The organism is Streptomyces mutabilis (assembly GCF_014649815.1).
GTDB lineage: Bacteria > Actinomycetota > Actinomycetes > Streptomycetales > Streptomycetaceae > Streptomyces > Streptomyces mutabilis.
This window is the reverse complement of sequence record NZ_BMTT01000002.1, coordinates 812,214-828,215: the sequence shown is the minus strand read 5'-3', so window position 1 is coordinate 828,215 and position 16,002 is coordinate 812,214. Positions and strand designations below refer to the sequence as shown.

General features: G+C 74.4%; 13 protein-coding genes. All 13 read right to left on the bottom strand.

The genetic code is table 11. The annotated features are described in order from the left end of the window. Positions 1–267: 267 nt before the first annotated feature. Positions 268–399 carry a hypothetical protein gene (locus IE142_RS37325; protein WP_268252951.1) on the bottom strand — a complete coding sequence of 44 codons (132 nt, stop codon included), beginning with the start codon at positions 397–399 and terminating at the stop codon, positions 268–270. Between the two features lie 112 nt (positions 400–511). Next, positions 512–2,563 (bottom strand): NADase-type glycan-binding domain-containing protein, encoded by a 2,052-nt coding sequence (locus IE142_RS38705; protein ID WP_440862264.1) that lies wholly within the window; start codon positions 2,561–2,563, stop codon positions 512–514. Continuing rightward, positions 2,560–3,069, bottom strand: a complete 510-nt coding sequence (locus tag IE142_RS08040; protein WP_191885076.1) for a phage tail protein — start codon at positions 3,067–3,069, stop codon at positions 2,560–2,562. The genes IE142_RS38705 and IE142_RS08040 overlap by 4 nt, the downstream gene beginning before the upstream one ends. A 59-nt stretch (positions 3,070–3,128) precedes the next feature. Beyond that, positions 3,129–5,087 (bottom strand): putative baseplate assembly protein, encoded by a 1,959-nt coding sequence (locus IE142_RS08035; RefSeq protein ID WP_191885003.1) that lies wholly within the window; start codon positions 5,085–5,087, stop codon positions 3,129–3,131. Further along, positions 5,087–5,575, bottom strand: coding sequence for a GPW/gp25 family protein (locus IE142_RS08030; RefSeq protein ID WP_191885002.1), 489 nt, complete (start codon positions 5,573–5,575; stop codon positions 5,087–5,089). Before IE142_RS08030 ends, IE142_RS08035 begins: the two co-directional genes overlap by 1 nt. 73 nt (positions 5,576–5,648) lie before the next feature. Then, on the bottom strand, positions 5,649–7,577 hold the full coding sequence (locus tag IE142_RS08025) for a VgrG-related protein (RefSeq protein ID WP_191885001.1): 1,929 nt from the start codon (positions 7,575–7,577) through the stop codon (positions 5,649–5,651). Beyond that, entirely contained in the window at positions 7,577–8,299 is a 723-nt protein-coding gene (locus IE142_RS08020) for a CIS tube protein (protein ID WP_043381858.1), read from the bottom strand. The genes IE142_RS08025 and IE142_RS08020 overlap by 1 nt, the downstream gene beginning before the upstream one ends. A 40-nt stretch (positions 8,300–8,339) precedes the next feature. After that, positions 8,340–8,762 (bottom strand): phage tail protein, encoded by a 423-nt coding sequence (locus IE142_RS08015; protein WP_100049521.1) that lies wholly within the window; start codon positions 8,760–8,762, stop codon positions 8,340–8,342. A 60-nt stretch (positions 8,763–8,822) separates the two neighbouring features. Next, entirely contained in the window at positions 8,823–10,649 is a 1,827-nt protein-coding gene (locus IE142_RS08010) for a hypothetical protein (RefSeq protein WP_191885000.1), read from the bottom strand. 2,283 nt (positions 10,650–12,932) lie between these two features. Further along, positions 12,933–13,091 carry a DUF6760 family protein gene (locus tag IE142_RS37490; RefSeq protein ID WP_019326686.1) on the bottom strand — a complete coding sequence of 53 codons (159 nt, stop codon included), beginning with the start codon at positions 13,089–13,091 and terminating at the stop codon, positions 12,933–12,935. Beyond that, entirely contained in the window at positions 13,088–13,588 is a 501-nt protein-coding gene (locus tag IE142_RS08000; protein WP_100048406.1) for a hypothetical protein, read from the bottom strand. Before IE142_RS08000 ends, IE142_RS37490 begins: the two co-directional genes overlap by 4 nt. Next, positions 13,588–14,031 (bottom strand): phage tail protein, encoded by a 444-nt coding sequence (locus tag IE142_RS07995; RefSeq protein ID WP_019326684.1) that lies wholly within the window; start codon positions 14,029–14,031, stop codon positions 13,588–13,590. Before IE142_RS07995 ends, IE142_RS08000 begins: the two co-directional genes overlap by 1 nt. A gap of 56 nt (positions 14,032–14,087) precedes the next feature. Continuing rightward, entirely contained in the window at positions 14,088–15,692 is a 1,605-nt protein-coding gene (locus tag IE142_RS07990) for a phage tail sheath subtilisin-like domain-containing protein (RefSeq protein ID WP_191884998.1), read from the bottom strand. Positions 15,693–16,002 lie beyond the last annotated feature (310 nt).

Below are 16,002 nucleotides of genomic sequence, written 5' to 3'. Positions count from 1 at the left end.
GAGCCGGACGACACCTGAGAAGCGCCAACCAAGAAGGCCTGACCTGAATCCCGGAAATCTGCGCAGGAGACCCCCCATGTTCGGCGTCATTGACCCCGCCGCGATCATTCTGCTCGCCCTGGTGATTGCTCTGGTGGCCGCTGGGGTGTGGTGGCTCATACGCCGCTGCCCCCCTCGTAAGCGAACGCCTACGCCGTAGCCCCACCCGGCGGAGGCTTCGAGCAGCACTTCGAGGGCCACGGCGGCGTTCACGATCGCTTCGTCGTCCTAGCCGAGCGTGCAGCGCTGCTCGACGCACCACCGGGCGAAGTGCTCGAAGGCGAGCGTTCTGGCCGCCAGTTCGTTGAGCTCGACCAGCGCGTCGGTCCCGTCGGTGCCGTCGTCGGGGGCCTGGTCCACCCCTCCTCGGCCCTTTCGAGGGCGGGCAGGGTGGCGACTCCGGAGCCGCCGGGGCCGCCGAGGTCGAGGAGCAGGGAGCCGGGCTACTTGCGGTGGTGCCGGGGCGAGCCGGTCAGGTGCGGTTCGCGCTGGAGGGGCCGAAGAACTCGATCTCCGCGATGGCGACCTGTTTGTCTGCGGAGGCCGCGTGCGCCGACTCGATGGTGAAGCGGACCTTGGTGACCTCGCCGACGCGGAAGGGGCGGCGCTGGCCGCCGGCGCCCTGGTCGAGGGTGAGGTCGCGGGTCGTGGTGCTGCCGTCCTTCTTGGTGATGACCGCTTCGACGCGGTGCGGGAGGGCCGACTCGTTGAGCTGGTCGGGCTTGGTGGAGGTGCCCGGGGTGATGATCAGGTCAAGCAGCCGGGTCGGCTCGGTGAAGCTGACCTCGACCCACTGGCCCTGGCCGGACTGCGAGATGCCCGGGCCCCACCAGGTGTTGCTGCGCTTGTCGATGAGGAGTTCCGGCTCGTGGCCGGTGAAGGAGCGCGAGGCCGTGATGCGGTCCGGGGAGACCGGGGCGCGCTTGGCGAAGTGGTCGCGGGTGGCCTGGACGCCGTCGGGGATGTAGACGAAGCCGAGGACCACCAGGGTGATGACGACGGCCAGGGTGATCCAGGTGCCGATGCGGTCGAACACGCGGCGCAGGCGCGGCCGGTCGCCCGCCCAGGGGGTCTCGTTGCGCCGGCCGCCGAAGAGGCGGCGCCACCACGGGGCGGGGCGGGGTTCACCTTCGCCGGTGCGGTCCAGGGGCATCGCGCAGCGTGCGCAGTAGTGGCGGTCGGGCCGGTTGGGTGTGGAACACCACGGGCAGGGCGGCCCGTTGGCGATGTCCGGCTGGTGGCCGGGGGCGCGCACCTGGGGCCGGTCGGCGTCGGGGCGGCCGGGCAGCACCGGGGCGACCGCGGGGGGCGGGGCGGGGGCGGGCGTCTCCGGATCGGGGACGGGGACGAGGAGGGAGCGCGCGCGGTGGTTCATGGTGTCGCTGAGGGCGTTCGGGGCGGGGGCGGGAGCCGAGGTCATGGGGGTGGTGGGGGTGGTGTCCTCCGTGTCGCGGGTGGTTGTGGGGGTGGGGGCCGTGGGGGGTTGGCCGTCTGTCCGGGGAGGTGCGGGGGTGGGGGTGGGGTGCGTTGCGGCAGTGGCGGGGGGTGGCGTGGCTCCGGGGGCTGCCGGGGTCGTGGTGGCGGCGCCGGTCGACCAGGAGGGCGCGGAGGCGGCGGAGGGGGAGCGGGGGCCCGTGGCGTCGGTGTGGGCGGTCCCGGAGGGGTGAGGGGCGGTCGTGGTGCCGGGCTGGGCGGGCCCGGAGGGAGCGGGCGCCTCGGCGGATGCGGTCGGCGCGGTCGGTGCAGGGGGTGCAGGCGGTTCGGCTGGTCCGGTGGGCCAGGTGGTCTCTGAGGCTCCGGCTGGGCCGGTGGGCGCGGCGGTGGTGGCCGTTCCCGTGGTTCCTGCGGCGCCTGCGGCCACCCGCGCGGTCCTGGCGGCCCGCGCGGCCCTCGCCGCGCGTGCGGCGCTCACGGTGTCCGCGCCGGCGGGTGCCGTGCCGCTCGCTGTCGGTGCCGCGGTGCTTGCCGGTGCCGCGGTGCTCGCGGGTGTGCCGGTGACGTGGGGCTCCGCGGCGTGCGGGTCAGCGCTGTGCTGGGGCTCCGTGGTGCCGGCGGTCCCCGTGCTCGGTGCCGGGGGTGTCTCCGGGAGTGTCCTCGTCGCCGTGCCCGGCGTCGTCACCGCTCCCGGGGTCGTGTCCGGTCCCGTACCGGAGCCCGCCCCCGGACCCGTACCCGTACCCGTGCCGGTGTGCGCGCTCGGGGCGGGTGCGGGGCCGTCGGCGTGCGGCTGGCCGGGGGCGGTGGGCGCGGTCGGCCGTCCGTCCGGGGCGTCGGGGTCCGGGCCGGGTCCGGTGGGGGTCCGGTCCGCGAGGGAGGGTCGGGCCGGGGGCACGCCCGTGCCGCCGGGGCCCGGGCGGTCGAACACGTCCCAGCCGGGGTTCTGCCCGGACGAGGAGGAGGCGGCAGGGCGGGGGGCGCGGGCGGCGCCGGACTGTTCCCAGCGGAGTACGGCGCCGCACGCGTCGCAGAAGGACTGGCCCGGTTCCGCGCGCGTTCCGCACTCGGCGCAGTTCTGCGTGGTCATCTCTCCGGGGTCCTTTCGGAGGCGGTCACTTCGACGGTGTAGGGCATGTGGGCGGGGCGGGCCGCGGCGACGAGGGCGTCCAGGCGGTGCCGGTCGGCCGGGGTCGGGTCGGGCAGCCGGAGGGCGACGTGGAGGTGCGGGCGCGGGGTGCCGGGGAACGGGCCGAGGGGACGGGCGTTCCATGCGGCGCCGCCGCTCTCGGTGATGTCCGGCTCGGCGCCGAACGCGAGCCGTACGGCCTCCGCCAGCCCTCGCCGGGTGCCGCGTACGCGGTGCAGGCGGGCGGCGGCGGCGACGGCGGCGCGCAGCCGGGGCTCGGGTTCGGTGCCGTCGGTCTCGGCGCCGACCCAGGTGCCGAGCCATTGGGCGAAGTCGGCCGGGGTGAGGGCCGGGTCGAAGTAGGTGTCCAGGCAGTCGAGGACGCTGAGGATGGGCGCGAGGACGTCGTCGAGGCCGCCGACGAACCGCTGGGCGAGGTCGTCGTCGGCGAAGACGGCGGGCAGCATCGTGCCCAGGGGTAGGGAGGAGCCGAGGCCGTCGACGGAGCCCCGGTAGGGCGTCGTCGTCACGTGCCGTCCCCGATCACGCGGACCCGGTGGTCGAAGGAGAAGACCAGCGAGGGCGGTTGGAGGTCGATGCGGTCGGTGGGGTCGCCGCGCTTTCCGGTGAGGGGGTCGGCGGGGTGCAGGACGACCTCGTCGACGAGTTCGACGCCGGGGACGCGTTGCAGTACGGCGAAGACCTCACCGGTCTGCACGGGGCGGCCGAAGGGCCAGCCCTTGCCGTCGGTGCCGCCGGTGAGTGGGTCGAGGTGGCGGTGGAGGGCGTCGTGGGCCTGGCGGCGTACGCGGTCGGTGTCGACGCCGCGGAAGGCGTGGACGGTGGCGACGACGGTGACGCCCTGGTAGTAGGGCGGGCCGACGGCGAGGCGGGTGCCGATGAGGCGGCGGTCGTCGAGGTGACGGGTGATGCGGGCCAGCAGGGCGTCGCCGGGGACGAGTTGCTCGAAGCGGAGCCGGCCGCCCGGGTCGGGTACGGCCTGGGGGACGACCAGTACGCGGACCGCGTAGGCGCCGTGCTCGCCCTCCTCGCCCTCCAGGCAGGCGATGCGGGCGGTCTCGGGGGCGGCGCGGCGGGCGAGTTCCTCGTAGTCCCGCAGGGTGACCGCGCGTTCCTGGGCGCGGAGGGTGATCGGCGCCCGGAGCTTGGCCTCCTCGACGGTCTCGCCGTCGACGCCGCCGCGTGCGGCCTCGCGGTTGACGACCTCGGAGACGTACGGGATGGAGGTGCGCAGCACCTGTACGGCGCCGCGCGCCACGTTGCCCGCCCTGCCCCCGCCGGTGCGGTAGCGGCGGGCGCGGATGACGGCGCCCTTGGGTGCGACGGTGCCGTACTGGCGCAGGGTGCCGTCGGGTTCGCGGACGGCGGGGCCGAAGGCGATCTCGCCGGTGGCGGCGTCGAGGGTGATGTGGTGGTCGTCGGGGCGGGAGGCAGCGAAGTGCGGGACGACCTGCCAGTCCTGCCAACCGTCGTCGGCGGCGGTCTGGAGGAGGAGCGGCGGGTCGTCGGCGACCACGGGCGCGTGGGCGAGGCGCAGCCGCTGACCGGGCAGGCCGGTGGACTCTCCGAGGGCCTCGTCGTGGACGGTCTCGGCGTGCACGGCGCGGGTGGTGCCGCCGATGGTGTAGGCCTCGGCGGAACGGATGGTGGGCGAGGTGGTGTAGAAGGGCTGGCCGGGCAGCGGGTCGGTGACCCGGCAGCGTATCCAGCCCGCCTCGTGGCCGCCGTTGCGGGACAGGACGTGTCCGCCGGGGACGTGCAGCACGATGTCGCCTGGGCGGTTCAGGCCGCCGGTGCCGTCCTGGTCCACCTCGCAGGGCTGCCAGCCGTCCTCCGTCCAGGCCTCCCAGACCAGCGGCGGCTGGCGGGGGTCGACGCCGACGCCGTCGACGCGGCTGTCGAGTTCGAGGGCGAGGGCGCAGTCGGGGGTGGCGGCCGTGAGGCCGATGAGCATGCAGTCGCCGGGGGCGGGAGCCTCGGCGAAGCACATGAGGTCCTTGCCCTCGGCGAGGTCCGTGGTGCGGTCGGTGACGGGTTCGCCGCGGTGCTGCACCACCAGGTGGCCGAGCGCGCACGGTACGACGACCAGGTCGTGTTCGGTGGCGAAGACGACGGCGTCGTCCCGCTCGGTGCGCAGGGTGGCGACCTCCGCCCCGGACGGGATCAGGACCGCGTCCTCCTGGGGCGCGGACAGCCAGAACGTGACGTCCGTGCGGGCGGCGGAGGGCGGGAAGAGGGTGATGCCGACCAGGTCGAGGAAGGCCAGGTGGTTCTTCTCGGGGACCCGGTTGAGGCGGTAGACGATCTGGTCGGCCATGTGGGCGACCGTCTCGACGAGGGTGACGCCGGGGTCGGAGACGTTGTGGTCGGTCCACTCCGGGGCGCGCTGCTGGATGTAGCGCTTCGCGTCGTCGACGAACTGCTGGAAGCGGCGGTCGTCGAGGTTGGGGGAGGGCAGGGACATCAGCGGTCGCTTTCGGGAGAGCCCGGGAGGCCGGTGGGGCCGCCGGGACCGGATGTACCGGCCGGTCCGGCGGAGCCGCCGGGAAGGTCCGGCTCGTCGTGGGAGGGGATGACGTAGAACGGGAAGACGAGGCTGCGCGGGTTGTTGGTGCCGCGGATCGAGTAGCGGACGTCGATGTAGAGGACGCTCTGGTCGGTGCCGGTGCTGACGTCGACCTCGTGGACCTCGATGCGCGGCTCCCAGCGGTCGAGGCTGGCGTACACCTCGTGCTGGATGCGGCCCGCGGTCTGCTCGTTGACCGGGGCGAAGACCAGGTCGTGGATGGCGCAGCCGAACTCGGGGCGCATCGGCCGCTCGCCGGGCGCGGTGGCGAGGACGAGCCGGATGGCCTCCTCGACCTCGCGCTCGCCGCTGACCAGGGCGATGCCGCCGGTGGGCCCGATGCGCATGGGGAACGCCCAGCCGGAGCCGACGAACTGTTCGGCCATCAGTGGGCCACCTGCCTTCGTTTTCCTGTACGCGCCGTGGGCCCGTTGGGCCGGTACGGCGGTCGTCGTCCGGTCATGCGGGGAGCGGGTACTTCACGGTGTTGACGAACACGGCACCGAAGAGATCGACCTTGATGCCCTTGATGTTCACGTTGGCCACGGCGTTGACCGACACCATCCCGGTGGCGTTGATGGAGGTCATGCCGCTCGACGACAGGTTCATGGCGCCGCCCATCGCGTTGACGTTGACGGCCCCGCCCAGTGACGTGAGGCTGACCAGCGCCTTGCCCTTGAGGGTGAGCGGGCCGCCGCTGTCGATCACCACGGAGCGGCGCCCGCGCAGGGTGAGGCTGGTGCCCGCCTCCACCGACACCGACCGGCTGCCGGTGATGCTGACCGAGCCCTTGCTGTCGACCGTGATCTCGGTCTGGGTGCGGTCGAGGTTGATGATCAGCTTGTCGTTGCCGCTGGCGATCCGCACGCCCTGCTTGCGGCCACCGGTGCGCTGGCTGAGCAGGTCGACGCGGTTGCCCTGGCGGTCGGACAGGGTGTGCCGGGCGGCCTGCTTCTTCAGGCCGTCGTGCAGCGGCACGTCCGAGACCTTGGTCGGCAGGTCCCGCCCGTTGTAGAGACCACCGATGACGAACGGGTGGTCCAGCGCGCCCCGGTCGAAGCCGACCAGCACCTCGTCGCCGACGTCCATGGGGAAGACCCCGCCGCCGCCCTTGCCGCCCAGCTGCACGGTGCGCGCCCAGTCGCTGACGTAGGTGTCGTCCAGCCACGGGAACTGGAGCTTGACCCTGCCCTGCTTCAGCGGGTCCTGTACGTCGGTGACGATGGCGTTGGCGACGCTGGGCAGCCGGGCCGCGCTCGCGGCGTCCACGCCCCCGCCTCCGCCGCCGCCCGAGGCCAGCCCGTACAGGGAACGCCACTGGCGTCCGCTGACGGTGATCCAGGACTCGTAGTGCCTGCCGTCGCCGAAGACGTGGCGCACCGAGGTGACGGTGTACTTGCCCTCGAAGGGCTTGCCGACGTCGGAGAGGGCCACGGGGACGCCGGGCCTGAGGTCGGGGTTGCCGTAGACGGCGACCTCCAGCTCGGCGAAGGAGGAGGTGACGTCGGCGGCGAGGGCCTTGGCGGCGTGGCGGACCTCGTCCTGCTTGTCGTAGGGGTTGGCGGTCTCGACGAGTTTGGCGGGCTTGAACTTCCCGGCGGCCTGGCCGGGTGTCGAGCCGATGCTGATGCCGGGGTCGGTGGTGGCGGGCGCGACCTCGGTGATCTTCTTCTTCGTCGTGACGTTCCAGCCGCGCGACTCGACCTTGCCGACCTGGTCGGCGGCGGTGACGGCGGCCCGCAGCCGCAGGATGTCGTGGCCGGCCTGGAGGACGAAGGTGCTCTTGTCGCCGTCCGTCTTCGGGGAGGGCGCCCCGGCCGACGGCTTCGGCGTGACGAAGCGGAACTTCCCCTTGGCGTCCAGGGACATGACCATGTTGTTCTCGTCGGCGAGCCGGGACAGGAAGTCCCAGTCGGTCACGTTGGACTGGCTGATGAACCCGTACATGCCCATCGTCGGCTGGATGCGGCCGATGGACACGCCGTCCATGGTGGCGAGCTTGCGGGCGATGTCGGAGGCCTTCTGGTTGCGGTACGCGGCCACCCGGCGCTGGCGCATCATGCGGTGCCCGTAGTCGTACCCGCGGATGACGGTGAAACTGCCGGTGCCGTCGTAGTCGGCCTCCAGGCCGGTGACCTCGCCGGTCAGCAGGGGCTTGCCGATGCCCTGCCCGTCGGCGATCGGAGTGATGACGATCTTGGTGCCGAACTGCACGTCCAGCTTGCCCAGGACCAGACGGTAGGGGTCGCGGAAGGTGAGGCGGAACGCCGCGGGCACGCCGACGCCCTGGTCGACCCAGCCCTCCACGAGCATGGGCGCGATGTCGGAGGGCAGTTTCGCGCCACCGATCTTGACCTCGACGATGCTGGAGAACGCGGGACGCACCATCAGTGAGGCACCTCCTCGGTCGCGGGCAGCATCAGTTCGGTGCCGGTCGGCAGGCGGGAGGGGTCGTCGATGCCGTTGGCCTCGGCGATCGCCCGCCACGCGCTCGCACTGCCGTACTCGCTCCACGCCAGCGACTGCAGGGAGTCCCCGGCGACGACCCGGTGCACGCGCTGGGCGGTGAGCGCGCCGGAGGTCGGGTTCTGGCCCTGGGTCGGGCCGGGGATCTCCACGAGGGACACCTGGCAGGTGGCGCGGATCGGGACACCGGTGGTGCCGAAGAGGGTGTACTGCGCCTCGACGGAGGAGACGTAGGCGGTGAACCGGGCCGTGGAGAAGGAGCCCCACTCGAACACCACCCAGGGCGGCGAAGGCTGCTTGGCGGCGATGCTCTTGGCGGTCACCTCGCAGCACAGCAGCAGCGACTCCACCTTCTTCATCACGGTGTTGCCGTTGGGCTTCATCGAGGAGTCCAGGAAGACCTCCAGGGTCATCTCCCGCGGGTCGGCGCCCATGAACTCCGGTTTCGAACCGTCCCGCACGGCCATGGTCGGCGTTGCCTTCCACTGGGCGCGCTGGGTGAGGGACAGCTGCGCCGGGTTGAACTCGAAGCCGAACCTGCGCATCAGCGCGCCGGGCGTGGTGGTCGTGCCGGTGGGCGGTTCGTGGATGGCGAGGTTGGCGCGTACGAGGCTCTTGCCGGCGCCCTTGCCGCTCTGTGCCATGGCTCTCTTCCCTTTCTGTCCCTCTGCTGCGGGGGCGCCGTCAGTCCGTGAACCCGTGGTGGGCGATCTCCAGGACCTCCGTGGCCACGGCCGGGCTCGCGGGGTCGAGGCTGGGGCCCTGCCAGCTGACGGGCAGCACCTCGATGAGCCCCCAGCGGGCGACCAGCGAGCCGTCCGCGCGCAGTGCCGAGATCTGCGCGGTGGGCCGCTTGATGCCGGTCTGCACGGACGAGATCCACTTGGCGACCTTGGCCGTGTCCGGGGTGAGGGGCCGGGTCAGCCGGATGTTGGAGTACGAGACGCGGGTGGGCAGTTGCCACACGAACCCGTTGTTGCCGCCCTCCTGGCGCTGCTCGATCTCCACCTGGGACGACAGCCCTTCGCACCCGTTGAAGTAGCCGAGGCTCTCGCCGTCGATGGTGAGGGTGAACCAGATCGTGGAGCCCGGGTCCTGGCGGGGCATCGGGGGTGGCCTTTCTGTCGGTGAGCGAGCCGTGGGGCGCTGGGGTCGAGCGGCGCCCGGTCAGGCGCGGGGGTCGCGGAGTCTGCCGACGCGTTCGCGGTCCATGCGCAGTTCGGTGCGGACCAGGCGGGTCACGCGGCCGATGATGCGGTGCACCAGCTCGTCGAGCTGGAAGTCGGTGAGCTCGCGCGGGTCGAACCCGCCCGCGGGGACCGCCCTGTACGCGGGCGGCGGGTCCGTCTCCGGGGCGGCCGGGGTGCGGGGCGGGTGACCGCCGGGCGGGGTCGTGGCCGCGCTGTACGAGGGGGGCGGTCCGTAGGGCGGCGGCGGTGGGGTGTTCGACGGCGAGTGCGGGAGTGGCTGCGTGGACGCCTGCGTGGGTGACTGCTGGGACGAGGGCGGCCGGAAGTGTCCCAGGGTGGAGGCCACGGTGGCCGACGCGGCTGCGGCCAGCGCGCCGATGGCGCGGCCGGGGGCGCGCTGGACCGGGTGCGCGGGGGTGGTGGCCGCGGGTGGCGGCACGGAGGCGCCGGCGGAGTGGAGCGGCGGGTGCGGGGCAGCCGGTGGTGGGGTGAGGGGCGCCACGGGCAGCGGGGCGCGGACGGCGGCCGTGTCCGGCGGGCCGGACCGGCGCAGGGTTACGGGCTTGGCGGGGGTGCGCTGAACGGGGGTGCGCCGGCCGGGGGGAGCGGGGGCGCCGGGTGTCGGCGCGGGAGCCGTGGCGGGGGGTGTGGGCGCGAGGGGCGGGGCCGACGCCGTGGCCGACGCCGGGGCCGGTGCGGTGGTCCGCTGGACCGGGGGAGGGGCGACGGTCGCGGTGTGGGGCGTGCCGGGGCCGGGGGCCGGGGGTGCGGGCCAGGTGGGGGTGGTGGCTCGCTGGACCGGCGGGGGTGTGGGGGCGCCGGTGGTGTGGGGGGCCGGTACGGGTGCGGGTGCCTCTGTGGTCGGCAGGGGGGCGCGTCCGCCCGGCGGGGGTGTGGGGAGGGTGGGGACGCCGGGGAAGGACGCCGAGGGCGTGGGCACGGGTGTGGGTGGGGTCGGGGCGGTGGCTCGCTGGACCGGCGTGGTGGTCGGCGGGGCCGCGGGGAGGGGCCTGCTGTCGGCCGGGGCCGTGGTCAGGGGGGCGCCGAGGGGGGAGCGGCGTCGGCCGGTGGGGAGGGAGGCGGGGGCGGGGGCCGGGAGTGCGGGCGTGGCGGGCTGGGGCGACGCGGCCGGGGCCGGGGGCGCGGGCGAGGCCGGGAGGGCGCCGGCGGGTTGGGAGGTGGGTGCGCCGAGGCCCGCGCGTGGTGCCGCGGTGCTGCGCTGGACCGGGGGGACGGCGCGGGGGGTGCCGGTGCGGGGCGTGGAGCTGGGGTGGGGCGGGCGTACGGCGTCGGTGCTGGTGCCGGTGTCGGTTCCGCGTTCGGTTCCGGCGGAGTGTCGGGTGGTGGCCGTTTCGGTTCCCGGTCGGGCGAGGGGACGAAAGGTCCCTTCGGTGGCGCCCGGGAGCGACGGCCGTGCGGGAGTCGGCTTGGCGCCGGGAGTGGCGGTGCGGTCCGTGGAGCGCTGCACCGGGGGCGCGGCGGACGGGCCGGTGGGCGGGTGCGGTGCCGTGGTACGGGGCGTCGCCGCGCGTCGTTGGACGGGAGGTGGGGTGGCGGCCGCGTCGAGGGAGCGGTTCGCCGGAGGAGGGTCTGAGGACGGCCGCGGCCCGGTCATGCCGTGGACGGTCTGCGGTGAGGTGGGCGTGGTGGTGCCGGGGCGCCCCTTGCCGGCGGGGTCCGCCGGGGGCAGGCCGGTGGTGACGGGCGTGGACGGGTCCGGTGGCGGGGTGCCGCGGGGCACGGCTCGCCGGACCGTGGGCAGGGGGCTGCCGGGTGCCGCGCTGCCGGTCCCGTGAGGGGGCACACCGGCGCCGTGATCGCCGTCGCGCGTGCCGGGGGTCGCCGCTGTCGGACGGTCGTTCCCGGGTGTGGACCGCTGTACGGGGGTGCCCGTCGTCGGTGTGCCGGCGGGGGCGGGCGTTGCTCGGCCGGCGGCACCGGAGGGGCGGGTGTGCGGGGATGCCGATCGCGCGCCCGCGCTTCCGGTGGCCGTGCTGTCGGCGGCGGGCGCCCTTCGGGCACCGGCGGGGCTCGCGCCGGGGTCGGCGGCGGCCTGCGCGGGGCCGGAGGCGGGCACGGCCCGCTGGACCGGCGTGGCGGGTGTCGGCGTACCGCCGCTCGGTGTGGCCGTGCTTCGGACGTCGGACGCACCCGTGCGAGGGCCGGGCGTCGTTCGCTGTACCGGCGTACCGCCGCTCGGTGTGGCCGTGCTCCGGACGTCGGACGTGCCCGTGCGAGGGCCGGGCGTCGTTCGCTGTACCGGCGTACCGCCGCTCGGTGTGGCCGTGCTCCGGACGTCGGACGTGCCCGTGCGAGGGCCGGGCGTCGTTCGCTGTACCGGCGTACCGCCGCTCGGTGTGGCCGTGCTCCGGACGTCGGACGCACCCGTGCGAGGGCCGGGCGTCGTTCGCTGTACCGGCGTACCGCCGCTCGGTGTGGCCGTGCTCCGGACGTCGGACGTGCCCGTGCGCGAGCCGGACGTCGCCCGTTGCACCGGCGTACCGCCGCTCGGTGTGGCCGTGCTCCGGACGTCGGACGTGCCCGTGCGCGAGCCGGACGTCGCCCGTTGCACCGGGGCGTCGGCGACGGAAGTGCTCGCCGCCCCGTCGCCGGCCCCGTCGCCGGCCCCGTCGATGCGCGGCGCCGGGGTGCCGCCGGATGCGGGTGTCGCCCCCCGCCGGTTCACGACTCGTTGGACCGGCGCGCCGGACGCCGGGGCAGTGTGCCCGGAGCCGGAGCCGGAGCCGGAGCCGGAAGCAGCTGCGAAACCGGAGACGGAAGTAGCCGCGAAACCGGAAGAGGATCCGGAACCGGAAGTGGAGCCGTGCCGGGACGCGAGGCCCGGCACCGGAGCGCCGCCCGCCGACCCGCCCGCCGACCCGCTTGGGGACGCGGCTGTCCCCCGGAATCCGGCGGTGTCCGTTGGCCGTGCGGGCGAAGGACGGGATGAGCCCGCCGCCCGCTGGACGGGCCCCCCGGTCGGCGCGACCGCACGGCCACCGGACGGTCCCGTCCCGGGCACGGAACGGTCGGCGGGTGTGACCGGGGCTGAAGAGGACACAGGGGCTGGCGGGGCTGGAGAGGACCGAGGGGCGACCGGGGCCCGGGAGGACGAAGGAGCATCCGTAGTCGAAGGAGACGCCGGGGCGGTCGGGGCGGAGGGGGAGGCAGAGGCCGAAGCAGCGCCGTGATCCCCTCGTTCGCCGTCCGGCGACGACGGCCCATCCCCCGCCCCGGGGGAGCCGGACACGTCACCGGTCGCCCCTCGGCTCGCGGGCAGGGCCCGGCGCTGCACGGCCGCCGGAACGGACGGTGCCTTGGTGAGGGATTCCCGGGCCCGGGACGCGGCGGGCGGCACGGGCGTCGCACGGACGCCGTGGGCCCCCCGCACCACCGCGCCCACCGGAGCCGCGGGCGCCGAGGACGCCGACGGCCTCGCGGAGGGCGACCGCTGGACCGGCGGGAGCGGAACCGGGGACGACGCGGGCGTCGCGGCGGGCGACGGGGACTGCCCGCGCCCCACGGGCGCGGTGGTCGCACCCGACACCGGCTCCCACGACGCGGACGTGGCCGTCCCCGAACCCGCCCCCGGTGATATCGCCCGCAGCGGCGCGACCGGCATCCGCCGCACCGCCGGTTCACCGCCCGGGGACGCCGACGGCAGACCCCGCGAGGGGCGTTCGGCTCCCGTGGCGGGCCGTGCCGGCTCGGCGAACGCGCCCGAGAGCAGGCCGTGGCCGGCCGTCGGGTCCAGGACCGCGGGGGACGGTGCCGCGCTGAACGACGGGTTCTGCCACGTCGGCAGCCGCCCGCCGAACCCGGAGTCCGCGACGCCGGTCCGGCCGCCACCCGTCGCCCGCTGGATCGGCGGGAGGGCCGTCCACGCGGCGGCGGCCACCGCACCCGACGGGCCCGCCACACCGGGCACGTCCACCCCGGCCGACGTGCCCGCGGCACTCCCGCCCGCGGGCGTGTCCCCGGGCGCGGTCGTGCTCACGGCCGCGGCGTGGCCCGCGGAACCCGCCCCGCCGTCACCCTTGCCGGTGCCGCCGTCGCGTCCCCGCAGCCGGTCCAGGAATCCCACCGATCAGCCCTCCGCCGCGCCGCGCGTCACGAGGGACGCGATCTGCTCCGTGTACCGGCGCCGGTCCTGGTGCTCCAGGTCCAGGATCGCGTCCAGGCCCCAGTGGAAGTGGTAGGCGACGTACGCGATCTCCTCGTGCAGCCGGTCGGTCGCGTACGTCACGATTCCCCCAGGCGGCTCCCGCCGAGTTCCACCTCGAAGGGTTCCGAGCAGTGCGGGCACTGCACGGCCGCGCGGGTGTGCCCCTCCGCGTTGATCTGGCGGTAGAAGTCCTGGAGGAACGCCAGGTCGGAGGCGAACATGTTCTCCACGATCCCGTCGTGCACCATCGTCAGCGTGCCCAGCCGGGTGATGACCCGGCCGAGCAGCACCACCGACAGGTACGCGGGGTTCTCCTGCACGCGCACGTCGCGCAGCGGGACCAGTTCGTCCCGTGCCGTCGACAGGCGCATCACACCGTCCCGGTGGACGGTGCCCGACTCGTCGACGTAGCCGCGCGGCAGCTCGAAGGGGAACTCGGTGACCAGTTCCCGGCGGGGTGCCGGGTCGGCCGGTGCCTCCGTCGGCGCGGCGGCGGGAGCCGAACGGGGGAAGTCCGCTCCCGCCGCCGCAGTCTGGGGTGGTGCCGCGGCGGGTGCCTTGGCAGCCGTACGCCGCATTACTCGATGACCAGTTCTTCGAACACGATGGTGACGGTCTCGGTCAGGGCCGCCGCCTCGCCCGCCTTCACCGTGCTCGTGTCGATCTTGCTGCACCAGGCGTTGCGCAGGTTGTACCGCTTCACCGGGTTGTCCTGGAAGTCCATCATGATGATCGACGCGTTCTTCCGGGCGGTGCTCATCTGGCCGCGGATCGAGTCGTTGATCCACTGGGTGAACGACGCCGACTGGGTCATGCCGCGCACGACGGTGCACTGGCCGTTCTTCTGGACGCCCGGCAGCAGAGCCACCTCGGCCCGGCCCTGCGCGCTGTTCTGCTGGTAGGTGATGACGTCCTGTTCGAGGGTGAGGCCGCTGACCTCGGCGAGGTACTCGACCATCACACCGTCGATCTGGAGGCCGAAGTTGTGTGAAGTGAGGGCGTCACCCGGCTGGAGACTCATGTGTTCGCTGTCCTTCTGGGGATGGGAGGGGGCTTACGGGGAGTGGGCGGACGCGCCTACTCCTCCAGCTCCCCGCTGCCGCTGGAGAACTGGGCCAGCCGGAAGATCACGAACTCGGCGGGCTTGACCGGCGCGATGCCGATCTCGCAGATGACCCGGCCGAGGTCGACGGACTCCGGCGGGTTGGTCTCCTCGTCGCACTTGACGTAGTACGCCTGCTCGGGGCTCTGGCCGAACAGGGCGCCGTTGCGCCACTCGTTGACCAGGAACGCGGAGACGTTGCGGCGGATGCGGGCCCAGAGGTTGTGGTCGTTCGGTTCGAAGACCACCCACTGGGTGCCGATCAGGATCGACTCCTCCAGGTAGTTGAAGTACCGGCGGATGTTCAGGTAGCGCCACGCCGGGTCGGAGGAGAGGGTGCGGGCGCCCCAGACGCGGATGCCGCGGCCCGGGAAGGCGCGGATGCAGTTGACGCCGATCGGGTTGAGCAGGTCCTGCTCGCCGCGGGTGATCTGGAGTTCGAGGTCGACGGCGCCGCGGACGACCTCGTTGGCGGGAGCCTTGTGCACGCCGCGCTCGGAGTCGTTGCGGGCCCAGATGCCGGCGACGTGGCCGCTCGGCGGGATCATCCGGGACTGGCCGGAGGCCGGATCGAAGGTCTTGATCCAGGGGTAGTAGAGGGCCGCGTACTTGGAGTCGTAGCCTGCCGTCTCCTGGCGCCAGACGCGTATCTGCCGGGCGTTCAGTCCGGGCGGCGGGTCGATGACGGCGACGCGGTCGCCCATCAGCTCGCAGTGGGCGATCAGACCGAGCTGGACCGCCTTGACGGCCTCCAGGTCGATCGCGCCCCGCTGGTAGGCGGCCATCAGGTCGGGCACGGCGACCATGGAGACCTCGTCGACGGCCTCCAGGCCACCGAAGCCGGTGCGGTCCGCGGAGTCACCGAGGTACTGCGCCGGGCCGGGGTGCGAGACCTCGCCCTTGGCCGCCGGGGCGGCCGTGTCGACGGGGGCGGCGGGCGGCGCGGGCAGCGTCAGGGTCTGGTTCTCCGGGCGGGCCAGCTGCGCGGACGGCGCGGCCTCCGTCACGGTGATGAGCGCGGAGCGCTCCTTGACCTGGGTGACGACGTAGGCGCGGTTGCCCTTCTTGGCGCTCACGTCGAAGGTCTCGACGGGCTTGTCGCCGTCCTTGACGATCAGCTTGAAGCGCTCGGCGGGGCCCTCGCCCTCGGGGTCGGCGACCTCGACGGACAGCGGACCGTGCCGGCCGGCGGCGGTGGCCGTGACGGCGAACGTGCCGAGCTGCCTGGGCTCGGCGGCGGGGAGAGCGGCGGGGGCGGCCGTGCCCGTGACCGCGGCGGGCGCGGCGGCCGAGCCCTCGCCGGCGGCGTCCTCGGCGGAGCCGCCGACCCGGACGACGTACGCGGCACTGCCGCCGTTGTTGAAGAACCCGTAGACGGAGTGCGCGAGGAAGTACCCGTCGGTGAAGTCACCGAACGCCGCGACGTACTGCGTCCAGTTGGTGACCAGCGTGGGCTCGTTCAGCGGGCCGGTCGGCGCGAGCCCGACGAAGGCCGCGACGGAGGTGCCCACCCCCTCGATCGGGCGCGAGCCGCTGGCCACCTCCTCGACGTAGACGCCGGGCGACAGGTAGGACGGCATGCTCTGCTCTCCTCGGGGTACGAGACAGTACGCCCCTCACCCTCGCGCGCGCGTTGCGCCCGCCGAAACGGCCCCGGGGGCCGGAGCGGGGGCACCGACACTGCCCCCTGCCGTGCCCGTTGGGGCAGGACGGCCGTCACGGGAGAGACCTTCGCAGGAGCGGCCCGCACGGCGAAGGCACCTTCAGGGGGACGGCGGAACGCCGGCCGCACCGCATGCCCCTGGAGCTGCCCTCGCGGACCTGTCGGCAGTGGGGGCGCGCCGGTGAGGGTGGGTGGTCAACCGACCGGTGTCGAAGGGAGCATCGTGC

Excerpts from the sequence above, each read along its gene's own strand:
- IE142_RS08030 (WP_191885002.1), bottom strand. The coding sequence starts at position 5,575 with ATGGCCGAACAGTTCGTCGGCTCCGGCTGGGCGTTCCCCATGCGCATC.
- IE142_RS08040 (WP_191885076.1), bottom strand. The coding sequence starts at position 3,069 with ATGCTGCCCGCCGTCTTCGCCGACGACGACCTCGCCCAGCGGTTCGTC.
- IE142_RS07990 (WP_191884998.1), bottom strand. The coding sequence starts at position 15,692 with ATGCCGTCCTACCTGTCGCCCGGCGTCTACGTCGAGGAGGTGGCCAGC.
- IE142_RS08025 (WP_191885001.1), bottom strand. The coding sequence starts at position 7,577 with ATGGTGCGTCCCGCGTTCTCCAGCATCGTCGAGGTCAAGATCGGTGGC.
- IE142_RS08035 (WP_191885003.1), bottom strand. The coding sequence starts at position 5,087 with ATGTCCCTGCCCTCCCCCAACCTCGACGACCGCCGCTTCCAGCAGTTC.
- IE142_RS08020 (WP_043381858.1), bottom strand. The coding sequence starts at position 8,299 with ATGGCACAGAGCGGCAAGGGCGCCGGCAAGAGCCTCGTACGCGCCAAC.
- IE142_RS08000 (WP_100048406.1), bottom strand. The coding sequence starts at position 13,588 with ATGCGGCGTACGGCTGCCAAGGCACCCGCCGCGGCACCACCCCAGACT.
- IE142_RS38705 (WP_440862264.1), bottom strand. The coding sequence starts at position 2,563 with ATGACCACGCAGAACTGCGCCGAGTGCGGAACGCGCGCGGAACCGGGC.
- IE142_RS07995 (WP_019326684.1), bottom strand. The coding sequence starts at position 14,031 with ATGAGTCTCCAGCCGGGTGACGCCCTCACTTCACACAACTTCGGCCTC.
- IE142_RS08015 (WP_100049521.1), bottom strand. The coding sequence starts at position 8,762 with ATGCCCCGCCAGGACCCGGGCTCCACGATCTGGTTCACCCTCACCATC.